The sequence below is a fragment of the Pseudomonas sp. HMSC067G02 genome, assembly GCF_001813485.1.
In the GTDB taxonomy this organism is placed as follows: Bacteria; Pseudomonadota; Gammaproteobacteria; order Pseudomonadales; family Pseudomonadaceae; genus Pseudomonas; species Pseudomonas aeruginosa.
The window spans coordinates 82,804-104,736 of the sequence record NZ_KV812628.1 but is presented as its reverse complement, the minus strand read 5'-3'; the positions used below and the strand labels follow the sequence as shown (position 1 = coordinate 104,736).

Genomic DNA, 21,933 nt, shown 5'->3' with positions numbered 1-21,933 from the left:
CCCTGGCTCAGGCCAGGAAGCGCTCGGCCAGTCGCACCCAGTAGCTGGCGCCGACGGCCAGGCAGTCGTCGTTGAAGTCGTAGCCGGGGTTGTGCAACTGGCAGCCGCTCTCGCCCTGGCCGTTGCCGATCACCAGGTAGCTGCCGGGACAGCGTTCGAGGATGAAGGCGAAATCCTCGCTGGCGGTGAACGGCCGCAGTCCGTCGATCAGGCATTCCTCGCCCAGCCAGTCGCGGGCCACCTCGCGGGCGAACGCGGTCTGCCCGGGATGGTTGACCAGCACCGGATGGCAATGCCGGTAGTCGACCTCCGCCCGCGCGCCGAAGCTGGCGGCCTGGCCGCGGGCCAGTTCGCCGATGCGGCGCTCCAGCAGGGCACGGGTTTCCGCGGTCAGGGCCCGGACGCTGAGGATCATTTCGGCGCTGGCCGGGATCACGTTGGAGACCGTCCCGGCATGGATTGCGCCGACGCTGACGATCGCGGTGTCCTGCGGATCGACGTTGCGCGAGACGATGCTCTGCAAGGCCAGCACGATGGCGGAGCAGACCACCACCGGGTCGACGGTGCGCTGCGGCACCGCGCCGTGGCCGCCGCTGCCGATCACGCGGATGACCACGGTGTCGGCCGAGGCCATGAAGGGGCCGGGATGGAAGCCCAGATGGCCGACGGGGTATCCCGGGACGTTGTGCATGGCGAAGATGGCGTCGCAGGGGAAGCGCTCCAGCAGCCCGTCGTCGAGCATCGCGCGGGCACCGCCGAGGCCCTCTTCGGCAGGCTGGAAGATCAGTTGCAGGGTGCCGCGCCAGTGCGGCGACTCGACCAGGTGCCTGGCCGCGGCGAGGAGCATCGCGGTGTGGCCGTCGTGGCCGCAGGCGTGCATCACGCCGTCCACCTGGCTGGCGTAGGGCAGGCCGGTGGCTTCCTGGATCGGCAGCGCGTCCATGTCGGCGCGCAGGCCCAGCGCGGGGCCCTCGCCGCGGCACAGGGTGCCGACCACGCCGGTGCGACCCACCCCACGGCTGACCTGGTAGCCCCAGGCCTCCAGGCATTCGGCGACCAGCGCGGCGGTTCGCCGTTCCTCGAAACCCAGCTCCGGGTGGGCATGGATGTGGCGGCGCAAGGTAACCATCTCTTCCCGCAGCGCCGCGATGGCGGGCAGGACGGCAGGCTCGGTCATTCTTCTTGTTCTCCTCAAGGGCTCCGACCGGTGGGCGGCAGGGCGTTGTCGAAGCCGATGGTAGGCAAGCGGGGGACTGGCGGGGAGGCTCGCTTTGGCTATGATGACAACCTTTCGTTGTCACCTCGGTAAGCCCGTGAAACTCCACCAGTTGCAAGCCCTGGTCGCCAGTGCCGACGCCGGCGGCATCCGCGCCGCCGCCCGCGCCCTGGGGATTTCCCAGGCGGCCGTGACCCGCGCGCTGCGCGAACTGGAAACCGAACAGCATCTGCCGCTGTTCGTCCGCACGCCCAGCGGCCTGACCTTCACCGAATACGGCAAGGCGCTGCTGATCCACGCCCGGCTGGTGCTCAAGCAACTGGAGCACGCGCAGGTCGAACTCGACCACCTGCGTGGCCAGGCCAGCGGCCGGCTGTGCATCGGGGTGACGCCTTGGGTGGCGCTGACCTTCCTCTCGGAGGCGGTGCAGGCGTTCCGCGAGCGCATGCCGGAGGTGCGCCTGGAGCTTTTCGAAAGCCTGATGGCGGTGGCCCAGCCATTGCTTCGCGACGGCAGCATGGATTTCGCCATCGGCCCGCTGCACGGCGCCCAGGCGGCCCAGGAATTCGCCTGCGAGAAGCTGCTCGACTACGACACCGCGGTGCTGGTCCGCCAGGGGCATCCGCTGGCGGGTTGCGGCTCGATCCACGAACTGCTGGAACAGGACTGGGCGTTGAACTACACCGGCGACGGCCACGACACCCTGATGCGCGAGCTGTTCTGGCGCCACGGCGCCTTGATCGACGAGCGGCGCATCGTTCGCGCGCACTCCGTGGCGATCCTGCAGACCCTGGTGGAGCAGGCCGACATGTGCACCTGGGTGCCGGCGATCATCGGCGCCGCCCCGCCGTTGCTCGGCCGGGTAGTGCCGCTGGCGCTGCGGGAAACCTTCGAGCCACGGCGGCTGGGCATCATCACCCGGCGCGGCGGCGCCCTCAGCAATCCGGCGCAATGCTTCGTCGAGTGCCTGCTGCAGGTGATCCGCCGCCACGCCCGCTCGGCGAAGAAGGATGACCGGCGCCTGTTCGAAACCCTGCGCCTGCTAGTCTGATTCCTACTGGCACGGACGTACGGTCGCTCAAGATCGGTCGTGCTGCGACCGATAGCCTGGAAAGCCACGAGCGAGGATGCCGGCATGCTGCAATGGTTCGCTAACCTATCGTTCCGCAGGAAAATCGCCCTGCCGATCCTCCTGCTCGCGGTGCTTCTGCTGCTGGTGGGCGCGCTCGGCGTGCATGGCATCGCCCAGCAGAACGAATCCAACCAGCGCCTGGGCAAGCGTTTTCTCCCCGGCATCGCCCTGCTGCTCAACGCCGACCGCGATCTCTACCAGGCCTTCGTCGCCGAGCGCAGCCTGCTCGATAGCCTCCTGAACGCCGAGCAGATCGCCGGCCTGAGGAACGATCACGCGGAAAACCTGCAGCAGGCCCTGGATCGGGTGCGCCAGTACGCGGCGATGCAGCCGGGCGAGGCGGAACTGGCCAAGGTCGCCGAGTTCGAGCGCGGCTATGCCCTCTGGAGCGCGACCTCGGCGCGGGTGCTGAGCCTGGCGGCCAGCGATCCGAGCGCCGCGGCGCAGCTCAGCTACGGTGACAGCGATCGCCAGTTCGGGGCGATGCGCGAGGTGATCAACCAGCTCGACGAGATGGAAGAGGCGGCCGCGGCCGCCGACGGCGAGGCGTCCTCCGCGCTGGGCGAGCGCCACCGCTGGCAGCAGGTGGCGCTGGTGGCGTTCGGCCTGCTGGTGTGCCTGTCGCTGGTACTGGTGTTCCCCGGCCTGGTGACCCGTCCGTTGCAGCGCCTGCTGCAACGCCTGGAAGAGATCGCCAACGGCGATGGTGACCTGCGCGTGCGCCTGGAGGTCACTTCGCGCGACGAACCCGGCCGCCTCGGCAGCGCCTTCAACGCCTTCCTCGACAAGTTGCAGCCGCTGATCCGCGAGGTCGGCCGGGTCACCGGCGAGGTCGCCGATTCCGCCGGTTCGCTGGCCGGCATGACCGCCGCCAACGATCGTCTGATCAACAGCGAGCACGCGTCGGTGGACCAGGTCAGCACCGCCGCGACGCAGATGAGCAGTGCCGTCCATGAGGTGGCGCGCAACGCCCAGAGCGCCGCGCAGGTGGCCGATGACGCTCGCCGGCAGGCGCGCGAGGGCGCCAACGTGGTGGAGGCGACCATCGAGGTGATCCGCCAGTTGGCGCGGGAAGTGGAGAGCAGTTCCGAGAGCATCCAGCAACTGGCCCAGGAAACCGCCAGCATCGACGCGGTGCTGACGGTGATCAAGGGCATCGCCGAACAGACCAACCTGCTCGCCCTCAACGCCGCCATCGAAGCCGCGCGGGCCGGCGAGCAGGGTCGAGGTTTCGCCGTGGTGGCCGACGAGGTGCGGGCGCTGGCGGCGCGCACCCAGGAGTCGACCAAGGACATCCAGGCGCGCATCGAGCGTCTCCAGGCCGGGGTGCAGAACGCCGTGCGGGCCATGCAGTCGGGCAGTCTCAAGGCGCGCGACAGCGTCGAGCGCGCCGCCGGGGTCGACGGCGTGCTGGCCGCCACCGGCGACGCGGTGGGGCGGATCAACGACCTCGCCGCGCAGATCGCCTCGGCCTGCGAGGAGCAGAGCCGGGTGATCGACGAAATCGCCCGCAACATCAGCGAGGTGCGCGAGCTTTCCGCCCAGGCGGCGGAACATTCGGAGCAGGGTACCGGGGCCAGCCGCCGGCTGTCCGAGCTGTCCTCGGAACTGGCGCGGCTGGTCGGGCGTTTCCGCGTCTGAAGCGCCGCCGCCTAGCGCGGCGCCAGCCAGAACGCTACGCCGGCCAGGGCCGCCGGGACCAGGAAGACCAGCAGCAGGATCGGCAGTTCTTCGCGCAAGCCGTAGCCGGCGTGCTGGACGCCGACCCACAGGTTGACCAGCGCGACGGCCAGCCAGGTCGGCAGGAACAGGCCGGCAGCGGGCGCCGGCCCGGCCTCCCAGAGTTCGCCGAAGAGCAGGAACAGGCCGAGCAGGATGATCCCGCCGGCGATTACCAGGGTCACGTGCATGGGGTCTTTCCCGGACAGGTGCCGGTCGCCGTGGCGGCGACCGGGACGCTGGGTCACTTGGTGGTGTAGCCGCCGTTGATGAGGATGGTCTGGCCGGTGATCCACCAGCCTTCGCTGACCAGGTGGCGGATGAACGGCACCACGTCCTCGATGTCGGTCAGGCCGGTCCTGGAGAAGGGCGACAGCGCCGCTGCGGTCTTGTGGTAGGCCACCGCGTCGGCGCCCTCGGCGGGATAGAAGAAGGGCGTGTCCATCGGACCCGGGCCGACCGCGGTGACCGAGATGCCGCGCGCGCCGAATTCCTTGGAGGCGGCGCGGGTGAAGTGCTCCACCGGCGCCTTGGTGCCGGCATAGGCGGCGTAGTACGGGGTATAGGCGCCAAGCAGGGAGGTCACCAGGGTGCAGATCTTGCCGTTGTCGTTGACGTGCTTGCCGGCTTCGCGCAGGAAGAAGAACGCAGACTTGGCATTGACCGCGCTCATCTCGTCGTATTCGGCCTCGCTGATCTCGGTGAAAGGCTTCTTCAACACCTTGCCGACGGTGTTGATGGCGATGTCCGGCTTGCCCACCGCGGCGATGGCGTCGGCGAACAGCTTTTCCATGGCCGCGGCGCTGGTGAGATCGCCCTGCAGCGCTACCGCCTTGGCCCCGGCTGCCTGCAGCGCGGCGACGGTGGCGTCGGCGTCGGCCTTGCTCGCGGCGCTGTTGTAGTGGATGGCGATGGCCTTCGCGCCGTGGGCGGCGAGATCGCGGGCGATCAGCCCACCCAGGTTCTTGGCGCCGCCGGTGATGAGGACGGTCTTGCCTTTGATGGAGTGGTCGACCATGGGGTGTTTCTCCTGCGGTGAGTGGAGAACCCAGTCTAGGGAGGGCGGCCTTGCGGAGTAATCGCGGCGGCCTGGATAGATTGTCCAGAAACGCCGATCAATTCCCGCCTCCGGAGGAGCGCAGCCGCCTGCACGAATCTTCTAGAACCCCGGGACGGGCGCGTTATAGTCGCGGCGACGAAAACCAACGAGTGGGAAGACCTGACGCACGATGGGCAGCCGAGACTGGATCGACCTGGCCCGCGACTCCGAGACCGGGATCGAGACCCTGCGCGCCCATTTCGAGGGCCACGCCTACGATCCGCACTGGCACGACAGCTACCTGATCGGCTACACCGAGATCGGCGTGCAGCAATTCAACTGCCGCCGACGCCGACACGACAGCACCGCCGGCCAGGTATTCCTGGTCGAACCGGGGGAGATCCACGACGGTCGCGCGCCGATCGCCGGCGGCTTCACCTACTCGATGCTGTACCTGCAGCCGGACTGGCTGCGGCGCGAACTGCGGGCGACCTTCGACGATGCGCCCAGCGACCGCGACCCCGGCTTCCACGCCAACCTCACCGAAGACCCGCGCCTGACCCTGGCCATCGCCCAGGCCTTCCGCGTCCTGCATGGCCGCGAGCTGCGACTGCTGCGGCAGACCGCCCTGGAGCTGGTGCTGGAGCGGCTGCGCGTGCACCTCGGCTGGCGCGAGGCGAAGCCATTCGATCCACGCCTGCCGCTGGTGGCGCAGAAAGCCCGCGACTACCTGCATGCGCACTTCTACCAGGACATCGGCCTGGACGAGCTGGCCAGCGCCTGCGGCACCGACCGCTTCCGCCTGAACCGTGCATTCAAGGCCGCCTACGGCTTGCCACCCTACGCCTACCTGGTCCAGTTGCGGCTGGCCAAGGCGCGGCAGATGCTCGCTGTCGGCGGGCAACCGGCGGACCTCGCCAGCGCCCTCGGCTTCGCCGACCAGAGCCATCTCGGCCGCTGGTTCCGGCGCGCCTACGGGATGACTCCGGCGGCCTACCGCAGGCAGTGCACCCAGCTTCCAGACTGAGGCCCGGTGCGCCGCCAGGATGAAGGCTCCCCCGCCACAGGAGCCCGTCCATGCAATCCCTCGTGCCCTTCCTGCTGTTCGCCGTCGTCGCCTCGATCACCCCCGGACCGACCAACATCCTGGTCCTGAGCAACAGCCAGCGCCACGGCCTGGCCGCCGCCTGGCCGATCGTGCTCGGCGCCTGCGCGGCGGTGGCGGCGCTGATCCTGCTGCTCGGGCTCGGCCTGGGCGAGCTGCTGCGGCGCCACCCGTTGCTCCAGCAGGGGCTCGCCTGGCTTGGCGTCGGCTGGCTCAGCTACCTGGCCTGGAGCCTGTTCCGCAGCGCGGGCGGCATCGACGGCGCGGAGCCGCCGCGGCGCCTCGGCGTGCTCGGCGGCGCGGCGTTGCAACTGGTCAATCCCAAGGCCTGGATGATGGCCCTCGCCGCGCTGGCGCTGTTCGCCGGGGAAGGCGCCGGACAGGCCGGGCGGATCGGCCTGCTGGCGTTGCTGTTCTTCCTGGTTTCGCTGCCGTGCCTGGCCAGCTGGGCCTTGCTCGGCGTCGGCAGCGCGCGGCTGCTGCGCTCGCCGTCGCTGATGAAGCGCTTCAACCAGGGCATGGCGCTGTTGCTGCTGGCCTCGGCCTGGGCCGCCCTGCTGCTTTGAGGCGGTCCGGTAGCTTCCTGACAAACCTGTGGGTTGGTACGCGGGGCCCGGGTTGGCTATGGTGGGACGATCCGTAGCCATGGCGCGGTCGCCGTCAGCACGCCGCGCAAGGAACCTCCATGTTGAAACCCGACATCACTGCCTTCTTCGACCCGGCCACCTCCACCTACAGCTATGTGGTGCGCGACCCGTCCAGCCGCGCCTGCGCCATCGTCGACCCGGTGCTCGACTACGACCCGGCCGCCGGGCGTACCAGCCATGCCAGCGCCGAACGCCTGATCGGCCACGTTCGCCAGCACGACCTGCAGGTGGAATGGCTGCTGGAGACCCACGTGCACGCCGACCACCTGTCGGCGGCCATCTTCCTGCAGCGCGAACTGGGCGGGCGCCTGGCCATCGGCGCGCGAATCACCCAGGTGCAGGCGAAATTCTCCGGCCTGTTCAACCTGGGCGAGGCGTTCCCGGTGGACGGCCGCCAGTTCGAGCACCTGTTCGAGGACGGCGAGTCGTTCCGCATCGGCGCCCTGGAATGCCGCGCGCTGCATACCCCGGGGCATACCCCGGCGTGCATGACCTACCTGGTCGGCGACAGCGCCTTCGTCGGCGATACCCTGTTCATGCCCGACTACGGCACCGCCCGCTGCGATTTCCCCGGCGGCGACGCGCGCCAGCTGTATCGCTCGATCCAGCGCCTGTTCGCGCTACCCGACGCGACCCGCCTGTTCATGTGCCACGACTACACGGCTCCCGGCCGCGACGAGCACCGCTGCGAAACCAGCGTCGGCGAGCAGCGCCGGCACAACGTGCACGTCCGCGAAGGCGTCGACGAGGAGGCGTTCGTCGCCATGCGCCAGCAGCGCGATGCCACCCTCGGCATGCCGTCCCTGATGCTGCCGGCGATCCAGGTCAACATGCGCGGCGGCAACCTGCCGCCGGTGGAAGGCAACGGGGTGCGTTACCTGAAGATCCCGCTGGATCTGTTCTGATCAGTTGCGGCGACGCAGCAGGAGAATGAAGAACAGCCCACCGATGGCCGCGGTGGCGATGCCGATGGGCAGGTCCTGGGGGGCGATCAGGGTGCGCGCGGCGACATCCATCCAGACCAGGAACAGCGCGCCGAGCAGGGCGCACACCGGCAGCAGTCGGCGGTGCTCGGCGCCCACCAGCAGGCGCGCGGCGTGCGGCAGCATGAGACCGACGAAGCCGATGGCGCCGCTCACCGAGACTAGCACGCCGGTCAGCAGCGAGCAGCAGACGAAGACCCACAGGCGTACGCGACGGGCGTCCAGGCCGAGGGTCACGGCGGTCTGTTCGCCGGCCATCAGCGCGTTCAGCGCACGGCCCAGCCCGAGCAGTACCAGCAGGCCGCCGGCCACGCACAGCGCCGGCAGCCAGATCAACGACCAGCGCGCCAGGCCGAGGCCGCCGAGCATCCAGAACAGCACCGAGGAGGCGGCGCGGTGGTCGCCGAGGAACAGCAGCAGGTTGGCCAGCGCCAGGAGCACGAAGGACACCGCGACCCCCGCCAGCAACAGCCGGTCGCTGCCCAGGCGGCCGCCGCGGCTGGCCACGCCGAGCACCAGTAGCATGCTGCCGAGGGCGCCGAGGAAGGCCGCCAGCGGCAGGGTCAGCAGGCCGATCACCTCGCCGATGTAGAGCACCACCAGCACCGCGCCGAGGGTCGCGCCGGAGGTGGCGCCGAGCAGGTGCGGATCGGCCAGCGGATTGCGCGTGACCGCCTGCAGCGCCGCCCCCACCAGCGCCAGGCCGGCGCCGACGCAAGCGCCGAGCAGTACCCGCGGGGCGCGGATCAGCCAGACGATGTGCTCCTGGCCAGCGCTCCAGGCGCCGGGCTCCGCCGCCACGCCGAACAGGCGCTGGAGGACGATGCGGCCGACCAGGCCGCTGTCCAGTCGCGCCGGACCGAAGCCGAGGGCGAGAACGCAGGACAGGCCGAGCAATAGGACCAGGCTGCCCAGCAACAGGCAATAGGCGCGAGGGCTGCGGAACAGGGTCATGGACGTGGCGCCCGAGGGTGGAGGCCGGCGACCAGGGTTTCTATCGCCGCGGCGTTGCCGATGCCTGGCGTGGCCTGGTTATAGGGCAGGACGATGAAGCGTCGCTCGCGGATCGCGGTCAGGCTGCGCAGCGCCGGGTTCTCTTCGAGGAAACGCTGCTTCTGCGCGGCGCTGGTCTCGCCGTAGTCGACGATGACGATGACCTGCGGATCGCGGGCGACCACGCTTTCCCAGTTGACCTGGGTCCAGCTGGCCGCCACGTCGTCGGTCACGCTGCGACCGCCGGCGGCCTCGATCAGCGCCTGCGGCATGCCCAGGCGGCCAGAGGTGAAGGGGCGGTCCTCGCCGCTGTCGTAGAGGAACACCCGCGGCGCCTCGGCGTTCGCCGGGATGCCGGCGCGGGCGCGCTCGATGCGTGCCTGGAGGCTGGCGACCAGGCGCTCGGCGCGCGGTTCGACGTCGAAGATCCGTCCCAGGTTGCGCAGGTCGCGGTACAGCTCGTCGAGGCTGGCGCGGCGCGGCTCGCCGATCTGCGCGCAGGATTCGCTCAGCTCGTAGACCTTCACCCCCAGCGGCTCCAGGCTGGCCGGAGTGAGGTCGCCGCCGACGCGCATGCCGTAGCCCCAACCGGCGAAGAAGAAGTCGGCGTCGACATCGAGCAGGGTTTCCGCCGTGGGGTAGCGCGCCACCAGCTCGGGCAGCGGCTTGAGCGCGGCGATCAATCCGGGATCGGCATTCTTCCACCAGCCGCTGATGCCGGTATAGCCGACCATGCGCGTCTGCAGACCGAGGGCGACCATCATCTCGGTGAGGTTGATGTCGTGGCTGACCGCGCGCGACGGCGCGCGCTCGAACGTCACTTCGCGCTCGCAACTGCGCACGCTGAGCGGGTAGCGCTCGGCCAGCGCGGCATCGGCGCAGGCGAGCAGGGCGCCGAGCAGCAGGTGGTGCAGGATCGGGTGCTTCATGCTTGGGTAATCCAGGTCAGGCGCGGGTGGTCGGCGAGGGGGTGGCGGTCGACCAGGGCGCGGACGCCGAACACCCGCCACAGCAGGTCGGCGTCGAGCACCTCGGTCGGCGTGCCCTGGGCGACGATGCGCCCGCCGTCGAGCACGTAGAGGCGGTCGCAGAAGGCCGCCGCCAGGTTGAGGTCGTGGAAGCTCGCCAGGGTGCTCAGGCCGAGGCCGCGCAGCAGGCGCAGAAGCTCCAGCTGGTAGCGCGGGTCGAGGTGGTTGGTCGGTTCGTCGAGGATCAGCAGGCGCGGTTCCTGGACCAGCGCGCGAGCCAGCAGGGCGCGCTGCTTCTCGCCACCGGAGAGGCTGGCGAAGGGGCTCGCGGCACGCCCTTCGAGACCGACCTGGAGCAGCGCCTGGCGGACCCGCTGGCGGTCGTCCGCGCCGTGGCCGTCGAACAGGCCCTTGTGCGGCGTGCGGCCCATGGCGACCACGTCCTCGACGGCGAGGCCGAAGTCCTCGGGGAATTCCTGCAACACCACCGCGATGCGCCGGGCGGCCCAGCGCGGCGGCTGGCGCCAGAGGTCGTCGCCGTCGAGCACCACCCGGCCGCGCTGCGGTCGCGCATAGCGGAAGGCGCAGCGCAGCAGGCTGGTCTTGCCGCTGCCGTTGGGGCCGATCAGGCCGACGAAGCTGCCGGCCGGGACTTCCAGGTGCACGCCGCGCAGCAACTCGGTGGAGGCGTCGGGCGACCAGTGCAGGGCATCGAGGTGAAGGGACGACATGGCTACTCGCAGGTCCGGTGGTTCAGCAGAGACGATTGCCGCGGTGCCGACTTCAGAAACTGAAGTCGGCGGTGACGTTGAACGAGCGCGGCTGGCCCATGATCCATTGCTGGCCGTTGTTGTTGTCAGCCAGGGCGTACTGGCGGTCGAACAGGTTGTACAGCTCAAGGCCGAGGGTCAGGTCCGGCCGTACCCGCCAGCCCAGGTTGGCGTCGACCACCGTGTAGCCGGGCAGGCTGGCCTGGTTGGCGGCGTCGGCGTAGCGCCGGTCGACGTAGCGCAGCCCGGCGCCGACGCGCAGGGTCTCGGCGAAGGACTTGTCCAGCCAGAGGTTGGCGGTGCGCCGTGGCACGTTCCTGGGGCGGTTGCCGTTGCGCGAGTAGGTCTGCTTGTCGATCGTTTCGTCGAAGTCGTCGTATTCGGCACGCACCAGCGCGGCGTTCGCTGACAGCCGCCAGTCCTGGGCCAGGTTCAGTTCCAGGCTGGCCTCCAGGCCGTCCGAACTCTGCTGGCCGACCTGCTGCGCGTCGTGCGGCGGCAGCGGGTTGGCGCTGAGCAGCTTCTTCTTGACGATATGGTAGGCGGCCAGGGTCCATTCGCCGCGACCGTCCGGGAACAGTTGCTTGAGGCCGACCTCGGTCTGCTTCGAGTGGGTCAGGTCCATTTGCTGCTGGGCCGCGTTGAGGGTGATCAGGTTGCTCACGCCGTCCTCGCTGGTGGAGTACTGGCCGTACAGCGACAGTTCCGGGGTCAGCGCGAAGACCAGCCCGGCGCGCCAGTTGCCGCCCTGCAGGCTGCGGTCGCTGCGGGTGCCGGCGCGCAGGTCGTCGCGGTCGATATGGTTCTGGTCGCGGCGCACCCCGGTCACCAGCGACAGGCGCTCGTTGAGCTGCAGGCGGTTCTCGGCGAACAGGGCGAAGGTGCGGGTCTGGCTGCGCGAGTGCGGCCGGTAGGGCGAGCGGCTTTCGAAGTAGCCAGGCGCGGGGTGCCAGGGGTCGATGTAGTCGCCGCCGACATCGGTATAGGGCGAGTTGTTGGTCAGGCGGAAGCGGATGCGGTTGTACTCGGCGCCGACCAGGGTGCGGCTGTCGAGGCCGAACAGGGCGTGCTGGAAGGCGAAGGTCTGGCGGTCGCCGATCTGCTCCTGCTCGTGGCTGATGCGCAGGTAGTCCCTGCGCAACAGCTCTTCGCGCGGGACGTCCCATTCGTAGGTTTCGGCGTTGCGCCAGTGACGGCGGGCCTTGATGTAGTACAGCTGGTTGCTCGCGGTGACGCTGTCGGAAAGGCTCCAGTCGCTGGTCAGGCGGGTCCACTGGTCGTTGTAGCGCTGCACGTCGTTGCGCACGTTGTAGTTCTTCTCGCGCAGGCGCTTGTGGTACTTGCCGCCGACCAGCGGGGTGCCGAAGTCGTTCATCGGCTCCTGGTCGCCATAGTCGTGGGCGAGAGTGAAGGCCAGATCGTCGCTGGCCTGCCAGCGCAGCGCCGCGCTGATGCCCAGGTTGCGCGAGTCGCCACGGTCGATCCAGCCGTGGCTCTGCTGCTGGTTCAGGTTGAGCCGGTAGCTGAGGCTGTCGGTCAGCGAGCCGCCGCTGTCCAGGGCCAACTGGCGGTTGTCGTAGGAGCCGTAGCCGAGGCGCAGGTGGTTGCGGATCTCGCCGGCGAAAGGCTTCTTCGGCACCACGTTGATCACCGCGCCGGTGGCGCCTTCGCCGTACAGCACCGAGGCCGGGCCGCGGATCACGTCGATGCGCTCGACCATCCACGGATCGCTGGGGAAGTTCACCGTGCCCATGCCGGTGTACAGGCGCGTGCCGTCGAACAGTTGCATCACCGATGCGTGGCCGCTGAAGCCGCGCGCCGAGAGGCCGGTACCGCCATCTCCTGGGGTGCCGATGAAGCTGATGCCGGGGCTGCGGGTGACGGCGGCCTGGACGCTGGGGTTGTTGCGCCGGCGAACTTCCTCGCCGCTGATGCTGCTGGTGCTCGCCGGGGTGTCCAGGGCGCTGAGGCCCAGGCGCGAACCGGCACTGACCGGCGTGGCGAGATCGATGTGGTCGAGTTCGGCGGGGTCCTGGCGAACGCTGACCAACTGGCTGGGCAGGGCGAGGGCGGCTTCCTCGGTTTCGGCGAGGGCGGGCGGTACCAGCAGCAGGCTGGTGGATAGGCCGAGGGCGAAAGGCTCGGTGCGCAAACGGCTGAAGCGGGGCATGGGCGTTCCATCTCATGACCGGGCAGGACGGAACGCGCAGGAAATCGCAGGCGCGACAGCGCCTCGAACAACCGGCTCGCTCCCGCCCACCGCGGGTGTGCCAACAGGGCGTTGCAGGCCGGTCTCCGGGCTTGCGAGGGTCGTGAAATCCTCGCCTTCCCATGCTGGAGCACAGTGGCCTGAAGAGGATTTCGCTCGCTTACCGTTGCGGGGGCAGCGCCGGACTGATCACTGAAGTGACGCACCGGCTTCCCGTTTCACCTCCTGCGCGGCGGCAGGAGGCACCTGGAACGGGCCGGATGGGAACATCCGCACCGTTTCCAGTCAAGCCTTGAACGATCTGGATTGAATAAAATGTTATACTATAACAATTCGCTTGTGCAGTCTTTCTTCGCCGGACCCCACGCCCTGGCGCAGCTTCCCGGGTCATCACATTTTCTTCACGCCGGCCTGCTATGCTGCCGGCCTTCCTTGGGGAGTAGCCTGCCGTCACCCGTTGACGGCGCGCTGGTCAACATTCTTGGCAACCTGCCATGGCCAGCGCATCCAACCGGATTGGTGAGACCAACGACATTCCTGCGCCAAAGCCGGGCCGCGGGGTCATGTCGTTGACTCATGCCCGGCTGGAGTATCCGCGTGAATCCCGTTTCCCTGATCTTCCTCGCCTTCGCCATGTCCACCGATGCCTTCGCCGCGGCCATCGGCAAGGGCTCCAGCCTGGATCGGCCGCGCCTGTCGGAGGCGCTGCGCACCGGGATAATCTTCGGCGTGATCGAGGCGATCACCCCTCTGGTCGGCTGGCTGCTTGGCCAGGCCGCCAGCCAGTTCGTCGCCGACTGGGACCACTGGATCGCCTTCGTCCTGCTGGTGCTGCTCGGCCTGCACATGATCCACAACGGCCTGCGCGCGGATCATGCGACGGAACAGGAAAAGCCCGGCCAGCATTCGTTCTGGATTCTCGCGGTGACGGCGCTGGCCACCAGCATCGACGCGCTGGCGGTGGGCGTCGGCCTGGCCTTCGTCGACGTCAACATCTTCCTCGCCGCTGGCGCCATCGGCCTGGCCACCATGACCATGGTCACCCTCGGCACCATGCTCGGCCGGGCGCTCGGCGCAGTGACCGGCAAGCGCGCGGAGATGGTCGGCGGGGTGGTGCTGATCCTGGTCGGCGCGACCATTCTCTACGAGCATCTCAGCGCGGCGTGAGCGGCGCCGGAGACGGGGCGGGACAGGTCGCGGCGAGTGGGTGGGCGTTCGCTTCAGGCGCTTTCCCAATCGCGGATTGCCGCCAGCAGCGCCTCGCCGTCGGCGAACTCGCGGTCCGCCGGCGGTAGCGCCGGACGTGCCAGGACCAGCACCGGCAGGCCCATTTCCCGCGCCACCTGGAGCTTCGGCTCGGTGGCCTGGCTACCGCTGTTCTTGCTCACCAGCACGTCGCAGGCGAGGCGCTCGAACAACGCCCGTTCGCCATCCAGGCTGAACGGCCCGCGCGCGCCGATCACCTCGGCGCGCGGCGCGGCCGGCTGGCCTTGCAGGCAGCGCACGGTCCAGTGCTGGTGCGGCGGGACCTGGCCGAGATGCTCCAGCGGTTCGCGGCCGAGGGTGAACAGCGGACGGCGGAAGGGTGCGAGGGCGGCGATCAGCTCGCGCCAGTCGGCTACCTCGCGCCAGTCGTCGCCGGGCCCGGCCTGCCAGCCGGGCCGGCGCAGCGCCCAGCAGGGCACTCCGGCCAGTCGCGCGGCGCGCACGGCGTTCCGGCTGATCCGTGCGGCGTAGGGGTGGGTGGCGTCCACCAGCAGGTCGAAGCCCTGCTCGTCGATGAACGCCGCCAGCCCTTCGGCGCCGCCGTAGCCGCCGACCCGGACCTGGCAGGCCAGGTCGCCGGGCACCTTGCCCAGCCCAGCGAGGCTGTAGAGATGCGCCGGGCCGAGCCGGCGGGCGAGGGCCAGGGCCTCGCCGATCCCGCCGAGCAGCAACAGGCGTTTCATCGGCGCTCCTCGCAGGCCTGGCCGACCAGGTTGCCCTGGCGGTCGATGGCGAAGACTTCCAGCGCCACCTCGGTGGGCACGATGCCGCGGGCGAAGCGCAGGGCGTGGGCGCAGACCGCATCGCCCAGGGCCACGCCTTCGGCGTGTGCCTGGGCCAGCGCCTGCTGGCTGGTGTTGGCGGCGCGCATGCAGTCCTGTAGCGCGGCGCTGGCGCCGAGCGCGGCAGCCCAGCCGGCCAGTTGCGGCAGGTCGATGCTGGAGTGGCGGCTGTGCAGGTCGAGGTGGCCGCCGGCGAGCTTGCTGATCTTGCCGAAGCCGCCGCACAGGCTGAGCTTTTCCACCGGTGCCTTGCGCAGGTGCTTGAGCACCGCGCCGGCGAAGTCGCCCATCTCGATCAGGGCGATCTCCGGCAGCCCATAGCGCCGGCGCATGGCGTCCTCGCTGGCGTTGCCGGTACAGGCGGCGATGTGACGGACGCCGTTGGCGCGAGCGACATCGATGCCCTGATGGATCGAGGCGATATAGGCCGAGCAGGAGAACGGCCGGACGATGCCGCTGGTGCCGAGGATCGACAGCCCGCCGAGGATGCCCAGGCGCGGGTTCATGGTCTTCAGCGCCAGCTCGGCGCCGCCCTCCACGCCGATGGCGACCTCGAAGCCGCCGGCGTAGCCCCGTTCGGCGGCGAGCTGGGCGAGGTGGCGTTCGATCATCTGTCGCGGCACCGGATTGATCGCCGGCTCGCCGACCGCCAGGGTCAGCCCTGGGCGGGTCACCGTACCGACCCCGGGGCCGGCATGGAAGCGCACGCCAGGCTCGGCGCCCAGGCGCACCCGGGCGAACACCAGGGCGCCGTGGGTGACGTCGGGATCGTCGCCGGCATCCTTGAGGGTGCCGGCTTCCGCGCCGTTTTCCCAGGCGCGGCAGAATTCCAGGCGCATCAGCACCTGCTGTCCCTTGGGCAGGACGATCTGCACCGCGTCGCTGGTCGTGCCGCCCAGCAGCAGGCGCGCCGCCGCCAGGCTGGTGGCGGTGGCGCAACTGCCGGTGGTGTAGCCGCTGCGCAACGGCGCGGGCTGCTCGGGGGTTTCCTCACGCATCGCGGGGAGGCTTCCTGGCGGCGGGTTTGCGCAATTCCAGCAGAGTGATCGGCAAGGCCTGGCGCCAGGTATCGAAACCGCCCAGCGGTCGCGCGTGGGCGACGCCGAGGCGGGTGAGGTCGCCCCCCAGGCGTTGCTGCCAGTCGAGCAGCACCCGTTCGCTCTGCAGGGTGACCGCGTTGGCGAGCAGGCGGCCGCCGGGCCGCAGGCGCTCCCAGCAGGTTTCCAGCACGCCCTCGGCGGTGACCCCGCCGCCGATGAAGATGGCGTCCGGCTCGGGCAGTTCCAGCAGCGCCTCCGGGGCGCTGCCGGCGACCAGGTGCAGGGACGGTACGCCGAGGGCGTCGCGGTTGTGGCGGATATGTTCCTGGCGCTCGTCGTTGGCTTCGATGGCGATCGCCCGGCAACTGGGGTGCGCGCGCATCCATTCGATGCCGATGGAGCCGCAGCCGGCGCCGACGTCCCAGAGCAGCTCGCCGGGGCAGGGCGCCAGGCGCGCCAGGGTCACGGCGCGGACGTCGCGCTTGGTCAACTGGCCGTCGTGGCGATAGGCTTCGTCGGCCAGGCCCGGGGTCAGCGGCAGGCGCACGGCGCCGGTGCCGGCGCGGCATTCCACCGCCACCAGGTTGAGATCGGCGGCGCGCGGCAGCGACCAGTCGCCGGCGAGGCCGTCGAGACGGCGCTCGAGCGGCCCGCCGAGGTGTTCCAGCACGCTCAGGCGACTGGCGCCGAAGCCACGGGCGCTCAACAGGCGGGCGATGGCGGCCGGGCTGTCGCCGTCATTGCTGAGGACCAGCAGGCGCCGGCCGTCGTGGACCTGTGCCTGCAGCGCCGCCAGCGGACGCGCCACCAGTGACAGGCAGGCGACTTCCTGCAGGGCCCAGCCGAGGCGGGCGGCGGCCAGCGAGAGGGAGGAGGGCGCCGGCAGGACCCGCAGTTCGGTCGCCGGCAGTTGCCGGGCGAGACTGGCGCCGACGCCGAACAGCATCGGGTCGCCGCTGGCCAGCACGCAGGTCGGCTGGCCGCGCCGGGCCAGCAATGGTTCCAGGGAGAACGGCGTCGGCCAGGTTTCGCGGGCGGCGCCGATGCACGGCGGCAGCAGTTCCAGCTGGCGCGCCGCGCCGACGATCCGGCTGGCTTGCAGCAGGGCACGCCGGGCCTGCTTGCCGAGGCCGGGATAACCGTCCTCGCCGATGCCCACCAGGGTCAGCCAGGGAGGCGTCGAGTCTGCCGATGACACGGTTCCGATACTCCTGAAATGCGTCTGTGAAGGGCCCGCGACGGCTTCCGGACGGAATGGGTTTTCCCGGCCCCGGGCTGGGCGGCATAATAGCGCGTTCGTCGGTGCCCGGCCCTTTCGCGTTAGCGCGGGGCCAACGAGGGCCGAAGAGGGAACACGGAGCCGCGGTCTTTTCGAAGCCCGGGCCTAGCCGTGGCTGCCCCCGCAACTGTATGCAGCCTGTATTCGCGCCATTCGCCACTGGATTACCGGGAAGGCGGCGCGAAGCGGAGGTTCCTCCCCCGGGTGGAACGCCGGGCTGCGAGCCAGGAGACCTGCCGCCGAAACCAGTCGCGAGTGCCAACATCGGGCGGGGTGTACCGATGCCGTGGTCTGTCCCTGGGGGACAGCGGTGCGGTCGCCGCGACGCCGATTCGAGTAGCGTTTTTGAACGACGACCAGACCCCGGCACCCCTGCCCGTACCACGTCCGTCGCCCTGTCCCGGCCTGCTGCGTATCGTCCAGGCGCTGGACGGCGGCATCTGCCGCATCAAGCTCGATGCCGGTCGCCTGGACGCCGCCCAGGCACGCGCCGTGGCGGCCGCGGCGCGGGATTGCGCCAGCGGCGTGATCGAGGCGACCAACCGTTCCAACCTGCAATTGCGTGGCGTCCGTCGCGGCGAGGAAGAGCGGCTCGTCCGCCGCCTGCTGGACGCCGGCCTCGGTCCCCGGCATGGGGCCCTGGCCGGCGCCGACGACGTGCGCAACCTGATGCTCAGCCCGGCCGCCGGGCTCGATCCGCACCTGTCGCTGGACGTGCGCCCGCTGGCCGCTCGGCTGTTGCTGCGGCTCCAGGCGGACAGCCGCTACCACGCGCTGTCGGCCAAGTTCGCCATCCAGCTGGACGGCGGCGAAGACCTGGCGATGCTCGAACATCCCCATGACATCTGGCTCTCGCCGATGCCTGCGGCGCCGACCGCGACGCTGGTCTTCGGACTCGCCGGCTGCCCGGCCCGCGACCGCCCCCTGGCGGCGTTGCCGGCGGAGCGGGGCGAGTCCCTGGTGCTGGCGCTGCTCGACCTGTTCCTCGAACGCGCCCAGCCGCAACAGACGCGGATGCGCCACCTGTTGCAGGAGCTGGCCGGAGAACCCTTGCTGGAGGCCTTGCAGGCGCGCCTGGATTTCCCTCTGCGGCGTGACGAGCGGGTGGCGGCCTGGCGGCGTCCGCCGGGGCGTGCGTGGAGTCATCTCGGCGTCCAGCCGCAACGCCAGCCGGGCCTGGCGATGGTCGGCGCGGCGGCGCCGCTCGGCCGGCTCGACAGCGCTTGCCTGGAAGGCCTGGCCGAGCTGGTCGAGCGCCATGGCGACGGCAGCCTGCGCCTGACCCCCTGGCAAGGCGTGCTCCTGCCGAACCTGGCGCAGGCCGAGGCCCACCAGGCGCTGCTCGGCCTGCGCGGACTCGGCCTGCTGACCGAGCCCGACGCGCCGTTGGCGCGGCTGATCGCCTGCAGCGGTTCCAGCGCCTGCGCCAGGGGCTTGGCCGACACCAAGGGCGACGCCTTGCGCCTGGCCGAACGCCTCGGCCCGCGCAGCGACCTGCCGCAACTGCACCTGTGCGGCTGCGAACGGTCCTGCGCCGCTGCCCACCGCGCGCCGCTCACCCTGCTGGCGCGCAGCGGCGGGTTCTACGACCTGTACCGGCGCGACCCATGCCACCCCGGATTCGGCCAGTTGCTGGCCAGCCGCCTGACTTTCGCCACGGCCGCCGATTACCTGGCGGCCCTGCCTTCCCAGCCCACTTCCGGAAAACCCGCATGATTGACTACATCCGCGATGGCCAGGCGATCTATCGCCAGTCGTTCGCCACCATCCGCGCCGAAGCGAACCTCGCCGGCATCCCGGCCGACCTGGAAAAGCTCGCGGTCAGGGTGATCCACGCCTGCGGCATGGTCGACGTGGTCGACGACCTGCGCTTCTCGCCCGGCGCCGGCGCCGCCGGCCGCGCCGCGCTGGCCGCCGGCGCGGCGATCCTCTGCGACGCGCGGATGGTCGCCGAAGGCGTGACCCGCTCGCGGCTGCCCGCCGCCAACCGGGTGATCTGCACCCTCAACGAAGCGGACGTGCCGGCGCTCGCCACGGAACTCGGCAATACCCGCTCGGCGGTGGCCCTGGAGCACTGGCGCGAGCACCTGGAGGGCAGCGTGGTGGTGATCGGCAACGCGCCGACCGCGCTGTTCTACCTGCTGGAAATGCTCGACGCCGGCGCGCCGAAACCGGCGCTGATCCTGGGCTTCCCGGTCGGCTTCGTCGGCGCCGCGGAATCCAAGGAGATGCTCGCCGCCGATAGCCGCGGGGTGCCCTACGTGATCGTCCGCGGTCGCCGTGGCGGCAGCGCCATGGCCGCCGCGGCGGTGAACGCCCTGGCCACGGAGCGCGAATGATGAGTGTCGTGAAGGGCCGCCTGCTGGGCCTGGGCGTCGGGCCCGGCGATCCCGAACTGATCACCCTCAAGGCCCTGCGCCTGCTGCGCGCGGCGCCGGTAGTCGGCTATTTCGTGGCCAAGGGCAAGAAGGGCAACGCCTTCGGCATCATCGAGGCGCACCTGGACCAGGCCCAAGTGCGCCTGCCGCTGGTCTATCCGGTGACCACCGAGAAGCTGGAACCGCCGCTGTGCTACGAGACCATCATCAGCGATTTCTACGACACCGCCGCCGAACAGCTGGCCGCGCACCTGGACGCCGGCCGCGACGTGGCGGTGATCTGCGAGGGCGACCCGTTCTTCTACGGTTCCTACATGTACCTCCACGACCGCCTGGCGACGCGCTACGAAAGCGAAGTGGTGCCTGGCGTTTGCTCGATGCTCGGCGGCGCGGCGGTGCTCGGTGCGCCGCTGGTGTACCGCAACCAGAGCCTCTCGGTGCTCTCCGGAGTGCTGCCCGAGGAGGAGTTGCGCCGGCGCCTGGCGGATGCCGACGCGGCGGTGGTGATGAAGCTCGGCCGCAATTTCGACAAGGTCCGCCGCGTGCTGGTCGAGCTTGGCCTCGAGCGCCGCGCGCTGTACGTCGAGCGGGCGACCATGGCCAACCAGCGGATCGTGCCGTTGGAACGGGTGGAGCCGATGGCCTCGCCGTACTTCTCGCTGATCGTCGTCCCCGGCGACAAGTGGCAGGGAGGGGCCGGCGGTGAGTGACGCCCAGCAGGTTCCGGCCATCGTCATCCTCGGCCAGGGCGCGCTGGATACCGCGCGGCGGGTCCAGGCGCGCTATCCCGGGGCGCTGGTCCACGGGCTCGCCGGGCGGGTCGAGGCCGAACGTTCCTATACGGACTTCGGCGACACCCTGCGCGAACTGTATTGCGCCGACCGCCCGATCGTCGCCCTGTGCGCCGCCGGCATCGTCATTCGCAGCCTGGCGCCGTTGTTGCAACGCAAGGGAGCGGAGCCGCCGGTGCTGGCCCTGGCCGAGGACGGCAGCGCGGTGGTGCCGCTGCTCGGCGGGCTGGCCGGGGTCAACCGGCTGGCGCGGGAAATCGGCGAGGTGCTGGCCGTGGCGCCGGCGATCACCACCAGCGGCGAGCTGCGCTTCGGCACCTGCGTGCTCAACCCGCCCGTCGGTTATGTCCTGGCCGACCTGGAGCAGGGCAAGCGCTTCGTTGCCGATTTGCTCGGTGGCCAGCCGGTGCGCGTCGAGGGTGCCGCCGACTGGCTCGACGCGGCCCGTTTGCCGCGCGACCCGGCGGCGGCGCTGGCGATTCACGTGACGCCCTCGGCGCGTGCGCCGCGGGCCGAGGAACTGCTGATCCATCCGCGCTGCGTGCTGGCGGCGCTCGAACCTGCCGACGCGGCGGCGGACGCGGTGCGCCAGGCGCTGGTCGATGCCGGCCTGGCCGCGGCGGCGCTCGGCGGCTTGCTGGCCGACAGCGCGCGGATGGCCGATCCGCGCCTGCAGGCCGCCGCCGATGCGCTCGGCGTACCGCTGCGCTTCCTGCCGCAGGCCGATCCCGCTGCGCGCCTGCGCCAGGCCTTGCCCGCCGCCGAGCAGGTCGGCGACCGGCTGGCGGTGGCCGCCGCGCCCTTGGCGATGGACCGCATCGGCCAGCGTCGCGGCCGACTCACGGTGATCGGCCTGGGGCCCGGCTGCGCCGAGCTGATGGTGCCTGCGGCGCGGCGGGCACTGGACGAGGCCGAGGACATCCTCGGCTACCAGACCTACGTCGACATGGCCGGACCCTTCCGCGCCGGACAGGTGCTGCATGGCAGCGACAACCGCGAGGAATTGCAGCGCGCCCGGCATGCCTTCGAACTGGCGGCGACGGGCAGGGCGGTGGTGCTGGTATCGTCCGGCGACCCCGGCGTGTTCGCCATGGCCGCCGCGGTGCTGGAAGCCCTGCATGGCGCTGGCGAGCCGGCCTGGGACGTGGTCGAGCTGCGGATCTTCCCTGGCGTCTCGGCGGCCCTGGCCACCGCGGCCAGGGCGGGGGCGCCTCTGGGCCACGATTTCTGCCTGCTGTCGCTGTCCGACAACCTCAAGCCCTGGGAGGTGATCGAGCGGCGCCTCGACCTGGCCGGCGCCGCCGACCTGGCGATGGCTTTCTACAATCCGATCTCGCGGGCGCGGCCCTGGCAACTGGGACGGGCGCTGGAGATCGTCGCCCGCCATCGTTCGCCGCAGACCCTGGTGGTGCTCGGTCGCGACATCGGGCGGCCCGGCGAGCGCCTGCTGCGCACCACCCTGGGCGAGCTGCGTGCGGAGCAGGTGGACATGCGCACCCTGGTGATCATCGGCTCGTCCACCACCCGCAGCTTCCCGCGTGCCGACGGCGAAGCCTGGGTCTACACGCCGCGCTGGTACCCATCGGAATAGCGGGGCGGGAGCGCGCGCGGAAATG

The 21,933-nt window shown here is 70.6% G+C and carries 20 protein-coding genes and 3 riboswitches; of the genes, 10 read left to right on the top strand and 10 right to left on the bottom strand.

What is annotated here, in order from left to right; genetic code table 11:
- Positions 1 to 7: 7 nt before the first annotated feature.
- A complete protein-coding gene (locus HMPREF2914_RS03610) occupies positions 8 to 1,177 on the bottom strand; it encodes a M20 aminoacylase family protein (protein WP_003114014.1) in 1,170 nt (389 codons plus the stop codon).
- A gap of 100 nt (positions 1,178 to 1,277) precedes the next feature.
- Here HMPREF2914_RS03610 and HMPREF2914_RS03605 point away from each other — a divergent pair, with 100 nt between their 5' ends.
- Together HMPREF2914_RS03605 and HMPREF2914_RS03600 are read left to right on the top strand one after the other, a co-directional pair.
- The gene (locus HMPREF2914_RS03605) at positions 1,278 to 2,267 is read left to right on the top strand and encodes a LysR family transcriptional regulator (protein WP_003130750.1); all 990 of its coding nucleotides are present in this window, start codon (positions 1,278 to 1,280) and stop codon (positions 2,265 to 2,267) included.
- An 84-nt stretch (positions 2,268 to 2,351) separates the two neighbouring features.
- Positions 2,352 to 3,989, top strand: a complete 1,638-nt coding sequence (locus HMPREF2914_RS03600; protein WP_003130752.1) for a methyl-accepting chemotaxis protein — start codon at positions 2,352 to 2,354, stop codon at positions 3,987 to 3,989.
- Positions 3,990 to 4,000: 11 nt separating this feature from the next.
- Here HMPREF2914_RS03600 and HMPREF2914_RS03595 read toward each other — a convergent pair whose 3' ends face one another.
- Together HMPREF2914_RS03595 and HMPREF2914_RS03590 are read right to left on the bottom strand one after the other, a co-directional pair.
- Positions 4,001 to 4,258, bottom strand: coding sequence for a hypothetical protein (locus tag HMPREF2914_RS03595; RefSeq protein WP_023091599.1), 258 nt, complete (start codon positions 4,256 to 4,258; stop codon positions 4,001 to 4,003).
- Between the two features lie 53 nt (positions 4,259 to 4,311).
- The gene (locus HMPREF2914_RS03590; protein WP_003130754.1) at positions 4,312 to 5,085 is read right to left on the bottom strand and encodes an SDR family oxidoreductase; all 774 of its coding nucleotides are present in this window, start codon (positions 5,083 to 5,085) and stop codon (positions 4,312 to 4,314) included.
- A gap of 211 nt (positions 5,086 to 5,296) precedes the next feature.
- Between HMPREF2914_RS03590 and HMPREF2914_RS03585 the strand changes: the two genes are divergently transcribed.
- From HMPREF2914_RS03585 to HMPREF2914_RS03575, 3 genes are all read left to right on the top strand, one after another.
- The gene (locus HMPREF2914_RS03585; protein WP_004363294.1) at positions 5,297 to 6,133 is read left to right on the top strand and encodes an AraC family transcriptional regulator; all 837 of its coding nucleotides are present in this window, start codon (positions 5,297 to 5,299) and stop codon (positions 6,131 to 6,133) included.
- A gap of 50 nt (positions 6,134 to 6,183) precedes the next feature.
- Complete coding sequence (locus tag HMPREF2914_RS03580; protein WP_003114018.1) at positions 6,184 to 6,777, top strand: LysE family translocator; 594 nt, start codon at positions 6,184 to 6,186, stop codon at positions 6,775 to 6,777.
- Between the two features lie 119 nt (positions 6,778 to 6,896).
- Positions 6,897 to 7,763: an MBL fold metallo-hydrolase gene (locus HMPREF2914_RS03575; RefSeq protein WP_003091024.1), complete on the top strand. Its 867-nt coding sequence runs from the start codon at positions 6,897 to 6,899 to the stop codon at positions 7,761 to 7,763.
- On the opposite strand, the gene HMPREF2914_RS03570 is transcribed toward HMPREF2914_RS03575, so the two are convergent.
- Genes HMPREF2914_RS03570 through HMPREF2914_RS03555 form a run of 4 tightly spaced genes read right to left on the bottom strand, consistent with a single transcriptional unit; the run spans position 7,764 to position 12,742 of the window.
- Positions 7,764 to 8,795, bottom strand: coding sequence for a FecCD family ABC transporter permease (locus HMPREF2914_RS03570; protein WP_023091600.1), 1,032 nt, complete (start codon positions 8,793 to 8,795; stop codon positions 7,764 to 7,766).
- Positions 8,792 to 9,763, bottom strand: coding sequence for an ABC transporter substrate-binding protein (locus HMPREF2914_RS03565; RefSeq protein WP_003101423.1), 972 nt, complete (start codon positions 9,761 to 9,763; stop codon positions 8,792 to 8,794). Before HMPREF2914_RS03565 ends, HMPREF2914_RS03570 begins: the two co-directional genes overlap by 4 nt.
- Positions 9,760 to 10,533, bottom strand: coding sequence for an ABC transporter ATP-binding protein (locus HMPREF2914_RS03560; protein ID WP_003091019.1), 774 nt, complete (start codon positions 10,531 to 10,533; stop codon positions 9,760 to 9,762). The genes HMPREF2914_RS03565 and HMPREF2914_RS03560 overlap by 4 nt, the downstream gene beginning before the upstream one ends.
- 52 nt (positions 10,534 to 10,585) lie before the next feature.
- A complete protein-coding gene (locus HMPREF2914_RS03555; protein ID WP_004363311.1) occupies positions 10,586 to 12,742 on the bottom strand; it encodes a TonB-dependent receptor in 2,157 nt (718 codons plus the stop codon).
- Positions 12,743 to 12,840: 98 nt separating this feature from the next.
- Positions 12,841 to 13,046: riboswitch (cobalamin riboswitch) on the bottom strand.
- 157 nt (positions 13,047 to 13,203) lie between these two features.
- Positions 13,204 to 13,369: riboswitch (yybP-ykoY riboswitch) on the top strand.
- A 9-nt stretch (positions 13,370 to 13,378) separates the two neighbouring features.
- On the opposite strand from HMPREF2914_RS03555, the gene mntP reads away from it, so the two are divergent.
- Positions 13,379 to 13,948, top strand: a complete 570-nt coding sequence (mntP, locus tag HMPREF2914_RS03550) for a manganese efflux pump MntP (RefSeq protein WP_003091017.1) — start codon at positions 13,379 to 13,381, stop codon at positions 13,946 to 13,948.
- 53 nt (positions 13,949 to 14,001) lie between these two features.
- On the opposite strand, the gene HMPREF2914_RS03545 is transcribed toward mntP, so the two are convergent.
- From HMPREF2914_RS03545 to HMPREF2914_RS03535, 3 genes are read right to left on the bottom strand one after another with little or no spacing between them, the layout of a single operon-like run.
- A complete protein-coding gene (locus HMPREF2914_RS03545; protein ID WP_004363314.1) occupies positions 14,002 to 14,730 on the bottom strand; it encodes a cobalt-precorrin-6A reductase in 729 nt (242 codons plus the stop codon).
- Positions 14,727 to 15,827, bottom strand: coding sequence for a cobalt-precorrin-5B (C(1))-methyltransferase (locus HMPREF2914_RS03540; protein ID WP_004363317.1), 1,101 nt, complete (start codon positions 15,825 to 15,827; stop codon positions 14,727 to 14,729). Before HMPREF2914_RS03540 ends, HMPREF2914_RS03545 begins: the two co-directional genes overlap by 4 nt.
- On the bottom strand, positions 15,820 to 17,067 hold the full coding sequence (locus HMPREF2914_RS03535) for a bifunctional cobalt-precorrin-7 (C(5))-methyltransferase/cobalt-precorrin-6B (C(15))-methyltransferase (protein ID WP_015502696.1): 1,248 nt from the start codon (positions 17,065 to 17,067) through the stop codon (positions 15,820 to 15,822). Before HMPREF2914_RS03535 ends, HMPREF2914_RS03540 begins: the two co-directional genes overlap by 8 nt.
- A gap of 85 nt (positions 17,068 to 17,152) precedes the next feature.
- A riboswitch (cobalamin riboswitch) is annotated at positions 17,153 to 17,404 on the top strand.
- 89 nt (positions 17,405 to 17,493) lie between these two features.
- On the opposite strand from HMPREF2914_RS03535, the gene cobG reads away from it, so the two are divergent.
- The 4 genes from cobG to cobJ are packed head-to-tail and all read left to right on the top strand — an operon-like array spanning position 17,494 to position 21,908.
- A complete protein-coding gene (cobG, locus tag HMPREF2914_RS03530; protein WP_023091601.1) occupies positions 17,494 to 18,864 on the top strand; it encodes a precorrin-3B synthase in 1,371 nt (456 codons plus the stop codon).
- Positions 18,861 to 19,487 carry a precorrin-8X methylmutase gene (locus tag HMPREF2914_RS03525; protein ID WP_003107929.1) on the top strand — a complete coding sequence of 209 codons (627 nt, stop codon included), beginning with the start codon at positions 18,861 to 18,863 and terminating at the stop codon, positions 19,485 to 19,487. Before cobG ends, HMPREF2914_RS03525 begins: the two co-directional genes overlap by 4 nt.
- Positions 19,484 to 20,236, top strand: coding sequence for a precorrin-2 C(20)-methyltransferase (locus tag HMPREF2914_RS03520; RefSeq protein WP_003091011.1), 753 nt, complete (start codon positions 19,484 to 19,486; stop codon positions 20,234 to 20,236). The genes HMPREF2914_RS03525 and HMPREF2914_RS03520 overlap by 4 nt, the downstream gene beginning before the upstream one ends.
- Positions 20,229 to 21,908: a precorrin-3B C(17)-methyltransferase gene (gene cobJ, locus HMPREF2914_RS03515; RefSeq protein WP_023091602.1), complete on the top strand. Its 1,680-nt coding sequence runs from the start codon at positions 20,229 to 20,231 to the stop codon at positions 21,906 to 21,908. Before HMPREF2914_RS03520 ends, cobJ begins: the two co-directional genes overlap by 8 nt.
- Positions 21,909 to 21,933 lie beyond the last annotated feature (25 nt).

What these genes read in the sequence shown, in the direction of transcription:
- HMPREF2914_RS03610 (WP_003114014.1), bottom strand. Translation starts at nt 1,177, where the DNA reads ATGACCGAGCCTGCCGTCCTGCCCGCCATCGCGGCGCTGCGGGAAGAG.
- HMPREF2914_RS03605 (WP_003130750.1), top strand. Translation starts at nt 1,278, where the DNA reads ATGATGACAACCTTTCGTTGTCACCTCGGTAAGCCCGTGAAACTCCAC.
- HMPREF2914_RS03600 (WP_003130752.1), top strand. Translation starts at nt 2,352, where the DNA reads ATGCTGCAATGGTTCGCTAACCTATCGTTCCGCAGGAAAATCGCCCTG.
- HMPREF2914_RS03595 (WP_023091599.1), bottom strand. Translation starts at nt 4,258, where the DNA reads ATGCACGTGACCCTGGTAATCGCCGGCGGGATCATCCTGCTCGGCCTG.
- HMPREF2914_RS03590 (WP_003130754.1), bottom strand. Translation starts at nt 5,085, where the DNA reads ATGGTCGACCACTCCATCAAAGGCAAGACCGTCCTCATCACCGGCGGC.
- HMPREF2914_RS03585 (WP_004363294.1), top strand. Translation starts at nt 5,297, where the DNA reads ATGGGCAGCCGAGACTGGATCGACCTGGCCCGCGACTCCGAGACCGGG.
- HMPREF2914_RS03580 (WP_003114018.1), top strand. Translation starts at nt 6,184, where the DNA reads ATGCAATCCCTCGTGCCCTTCCTGCTGTTCGCCGTCGTCGCCTCGATC.
- HMPREF2914_RS03575 (WP_003091024.1), top strand. Translation starts at nt 6,897, where the DNA reads ATGTTGAAACCCGACATCACTGCCTTCTTCGACCCGGCCACCTCCACC.
- HMPREF2914_RS03570 (WP_023091600.1), bottom strand. Translation starts at nt 8,795, where the DNA reads ATGACCCTGTTCCGCAGCCCTCGCGCCTATTGCCTGTTGCTGGGCAGC.
- HMPREF2914_RS03565 (WP_003101423.1), bottom strand. Translation starts at nt 9,763, where the DNA reads ATGAAGCACCCGATCCTGCACCACCTGCTGCTCGGCGCCCTGCTCGCC.
- HMPREF2914_RS03560 (WP_003091019.1), bottom strand. Translation starts at nt 10,533, where the DNA reads ATGTCGTCCCTTCACCTCGATGCCCTGCACTGGTCGCCCGACGCCTCC.
- HMPREF2914_RS03555 (WP_004363311.1), bottom strand. Translation starts at nt 12,742, where the DNA reads ATGCCCCGCTTCAGCCGTTTGCGCACCGAGCCTTTCGCCCTCGGCCTA.
- HMPREF2914_RS03545 (WP_004363314.1), bottom strand. Translation starts at nt 14,730, where the DNA reads ATGAAACGCCTGTTGCTGCTCGGCGGGATCGGCGAGGCCCTGGCCCTC.
- HMPREF2914_RS03540 (WP_004363317.1), bottom strand. Translation starts at nt 15,827, where the DNA reads ATGCGTGAGGAAACCCCCGAGCAGCCCGCGCCGTTGCGCAGCGGCTAC.
- HMPREF2914_RS03525 (WP_003107929.1), top strand. Translation starts at nt 18,861, where the DNA reads ATGATTGACTACATCCGCGATGGCCAGGCGATCTATCGCCAGTCGTTC.
- HMPREF2914_RS03520 (WP_003091011.1), top strand. Translation starts at nt 19,484, where the DNA reads ATGATGAGTGTCGTGAAGGGCCGCCTGCTGGGCCTGGGCGTCGGGCCC.